This window comes from Kitasatospora sp. NPDC091257 (genome assembly GCF_044757675.1).
Lineage (GTDB): Bacteria > Actinomycetota > Actinomycetes > Streptomycetales > Streptomycetaceae > Kitasatospora > Kitasatospora lactacystinica.
In genome coordinates this window covers 1-3,730 of record NZ_JBIVVI010000927.1, presented here as the reverse complement: position 1 = coordinate 3,730, position 3,730 = coordinate 1, and the positions used below count along the sequence as shown (strand labels likewise).

Below are 3,730 nucleotides of genomic sequence, written 5' to 3'. Positions count from 1 at the left end.
CATCGAACCCCGCCGGAACCCCGAGGAGGACCCCATGGCCGGCTACCACGACGACAAGGACCGGCTGCTGCGCCGGCTGCGCCGCGTCGAGGGCCAGATCCGCGGCCTCCAGCGCATGGTCGACACCGACACCTACTGCATCGACACGCTCACCCAGGTCTCGGCCGCCACCAAGGCCCTCCAGTCGGTCGCCCTGCAGCTGCTCGACTCCCACCTCGCCCACTGCGTCCACGACGCCATCGCGGCCGGCGGCGCCGAGGCGGACGCCAAGGTCGCCGAGGCCACGCAGGCCATCGCCCGGCTCATGCGGGCCTGAGCGCCCGCCCCGCCCCCCTTTCGCTCCGCGCCACGAGGAGAAACCGCGTCATGAACACCCCGCTGCGCATCACCGCCTTCGCCGCCGGACTCGCCGCCGCCTTCGGCCTCGCCCTCGGCGTCGGCCACGCCACCGGCAGCGGCGGCCCCTCCCCCAAGCCCGCCATGGCCGGGCACGCGGGGCACACCGAGGAGTCGGGCGGCGGCGCCGAGCACCTGCCCGGCGGGCTCCAGATCTCCGAGCGCGGCTACACGCTCAGCGTCGAGAACCCCTTCGTGACCGCCGGCTCCCCCACCGACCTGCGCTTCCGCATCCTCGGCAGCGACGGCAAGCCCGTCACCGCCTACCAGCAGGAGCACGAGAAGGACCTGCACCTGATCGTCGCCCCGCGCGACCTGTCGACCTTCCAGCACCTGCACCCGACCCTGGCCGCCGACGGCACCTGGAGCGCCCGCACCGCCGTCCCCGCCGCCGGGGAGTACCGGGTCCTCGCGGACTTCACCCCGTCCGGCGCCGCCGAGGGACTCACCCTCGGCGCCGACCTGCACGCCGCGGGCGACCTGCGGCCGGCCCCGCTGCCGGAGACCGGACGGACCGTCACGGTCGACGGCTACACCGTCACCCTGGGCGGCGACCTCACGCCCGGGCGCAGCGGCAGGCTGACCCTGAGCGTCAGCAAGGACGGCAGGCCCGTCACCGACCTCCAGCCCTACCTCGGCGCGTACGGCCACCTCGTCGCGCTGCGCGCCGGCGACCTCGCCTACCTGCACGTCCACCCGGACACCGGCGCCCCGGGCCCGGAGATCGGCTTCACCACCACCGCCCCGAGCACCGGCGGCTACCGCCTCTTCCTGGACTTCAAGCACCAGGACACCGTCCGCACGGCGGCCTTCACCGTGACGACGGACGGCGCCGCCGAGGCCCCGGCCCCCGCCGACCACCAGCACTGAGCGGGCCCGTCCGCAGGGTGCCGGACGATCCCGCGCCGACCGCCCCGCCCGGACGGCTCGGACGGCTCGGACGGCTCGGACGGCTCGGACGGCCGCGGGCCGCCGGTCAGCGTCAGCGGGAGCAGCCGATCCCCCAGGCCGCGGCCCGGGCCGCGGCGGCCGCGCGGTTGGGGAGGTCGAGCTTGGCGAGGATGTGCTCGATGTGGGTCCCCACCGTGCGCGGCGTGATGTACAGCCGCTCGGCGATCTCCCGGTTGGTGCGGCCGGCCGTCAGTTCGGCCAGGACCTGGAGCTCCCGGGGCGAGAGTCCGCCGGGCCGGGACGACGCGGGCGGGACGGCCGCGGTCGCGCCCTCGGGCCGCGAGCCCGCCCGGGGGGCGACGGCCGCGGCGAGCGCCTCGCTGAGCAGGGTGACCACGGCCCGGGCGGGATCGGGCGCGCGCCGCGGCCGACGGGTGCTCACGTTCAGCATCCCGACGTACCGGCCGTCGACGGCGAACAGGCACTGGGCCACACCGCCCTCGATGCCGAGGGGGCGCAGCACCTCCCGGAAGCCCGGGGAGGCCGCGAGGAGCCGCCCGGGGACGTCCCCGAGCCACAGGCCGCCCCGGGCCGGACTGCGGAGCACGGGGAACACCGGATCGTGGTGCAGGCGGGTCTCGATGTACGCCGTGGCGTCGTCCGGGTAGCTCCCGGCCAGGGTGGTGTGGTGCCCGCGCAGCGGATCCCACCGGGCCAGGGAGGCGTGCTCGTACTCCATCACCTCCGACAGTGCCGCCAGGACCGCGTCGAGGCCGGTCGTACCGGCCGCGGCACCCCTGGCGGCCTCGCGGACCCGGACGGCCGCGTCCAGGATGTCCGTCCCGTTCCGTTCCGCCCCGCTTCGCTCCGCTGCCACCGTCCAAGGATGATCATGTCCCCGGAGTTACGTCAATCGCGCGGGGCCTCGTGCACGATCCGCCCGTCCATGACGGTGAGGATGACGGGCATCGTCGGGATGTCGCGGGGGTCGGCGGCGAGCAGGTCCCCGTCGAGCACGCACAGGTCCGCGGCCTTGCCCGGCTCCAGGGAACCCTTCCAGTCGTCGGCGAAGTCCTGCCAGGCCGCGTCGATCGTGTAGGTGCGCAGCGCCTCGGCCAGGCCGATGCGCTGCTCGGGGCCGCTGACCCGGCCGGCGGCCTTGGACTCGCGCAGCATCATGGTGGCGACGCCCTGGCGCCAGTCCGGGTGGGTGACGGGCGCGTCGGATCCGCTCGTGACCCGCACACCGGCGTCGACGGCGTCGCGGTAGGGCCAGGCGTACGCGGCCCGCTCGGCGCCGACGAGCTCCTCCTCCATGTCGGCGACGGTCCACTTGATGGTGGGGTTCATGTTGACGCCGAAGCCGTGCGCGGCCAGCACCTCCATGCTGTGCGCGGTGAGGAAATCGCCGTGGATGACGTAGTGGCGGGCGTCGGGCCGCGGGTGCTCGGCCATGGCCGCGGCGAAGGCGTCCGCGACGGTGTCGATGGCCCGGTCGCCGGTGACGTGGACGCCCAGCTGGTGCCCGGCGGTGTGGGCGAGCCGGATCATGGCCCCGATCCCGGCGGTCCGCTCGCTGTCGGTGTCGCCGCCGACGCACAGGGAGCCGCAGCCGCCGCCGACGTACGGCTCGTGCATCCAGGCCGTCCTGTTGGGGACGATGCCGTCGGCGAAGACCTTGACCCCGTGGACCGCGAGGCGGCGCGGATCCGTGTCGCCGAGCCCGCCGAGGGCGGCGAGGCCGCGGGCGAACTCCCCGGTGGTGCTCGCCATGCCGGTGGGCAGCAGCAGGACGCCGACGCGGGCGGTCAGTTCGCCGTCGGCCAGCAGCCGGCGGTAGACGTCGAGGGTCTCCTCGCCGAGCGCGCCCCGCATGATGCCCTCCCCGCCGGGGCCGAGCCCGGGCTCCGTGTAGCTGGTCACGCCGAGCCGGGCGAGGGTGGCGAGGGTCGTCCTGATCGCGTCGGTCCGCTCCTGCCGGCCGAGCGGCGGCAGCGCGTTCTGGACGAGGGCCTGGGCCCCCTCGTGGAGCAGCCCGGTGGGCTCCCCCGCCTCGTCCACGACGATGGCTCCGCCGGGCGGGGCGACGGTGTTCCGGTCGATCCCGATGAGCTCCAGGGCCTTGGAGTTGACCCAGGTGGCGTGTCCGGAGAAGGAGTACAGCACGACGGGGTGGTCCGGGCTCACGGCGTCGAGGTCGTGCCGCGAGGGCTGCCGCGACGGGTCCAGGAGGCACTCGTCGAGGTACCCGGTGTCCCAGCCGTGCCCCGTGGTCCACTGCCCGGCCGGGGTCCGTCCGACGGCCTCCCGTACCGCCTCGGCCACGTCCCCGAGCGAGGACACCGCGGGGTGGCCGAGGTCGAGGGAGAGCGGCGGCGTCGCCATGCCGAAGGCGCATCCGTGCAGGTGGGAGTCGTTGATGCCGGGAAGCAGCGTCGCCCCC

General features: G+C 75.4%; 4 protein-coding genes. 2 read left to right on the top strand and 2 right to left on the bottom strand.

Annotated elements, in window-relative coordinates; genetic code table 11:
- The first annotated feature begins 1 nt into the window (after position 1).
- Both ACIQOV_RS32185 and ACIQOV_RS32180 read left to right on the top strand, forming a co-directional pair.
- Positions 2 to 316 carry a metal-sensitive transcriptional regulator gene (locus tag ACIQOV_RS32185; protein WP_359897476.1) on the top strand — a complete coding sequence of 105 codons (315 nt, stop codon included), beginning with the start codon at positions 2 to 4 and terminating at the stop codon, positions 314 to 316.
- A gap of 50 nt (positions 317 to 366) precedes the next feature.
- On the top strand, positions 367 to 1,266 hold the full coding sequence (locus tag ACIQOV_RS32180) for a hypothetical protein (RefSeq protein ID WP_401054230.1): 900 nt from the start codon (positions 367 to 369) through the stop codon (positions 1,264 to 1,266).
- A 112-nt stretch (positions 1,267 to 1,378) separates the two neighbouring features.
- On the opposite strand, the gene ACIQOV_RS32175 is transcribed toward ACIQOV_RS32180, so the two are convergent.
- Complete coding sequence (locus tag ACIQOV_RS32175) at positions 1,379 to 2,164, bottom strand: response regulator transcription factor (protein ID WP_401054229.1); 786 nt, start codon at positions 2,162 to 2,164, stop codon at positions 1,379 to 1,381.
- Positions 2,165 to 2,196: 32 nt separating this feature from the next.
- Positions 2,197 to 3,730 (bottom strand): amidohydrolase (locus ACIQOV_RS32170; RefSeq protein ID WP_401054228.1); only part of this gene is annotated, 1,534 nt, incomplete at its 5' end.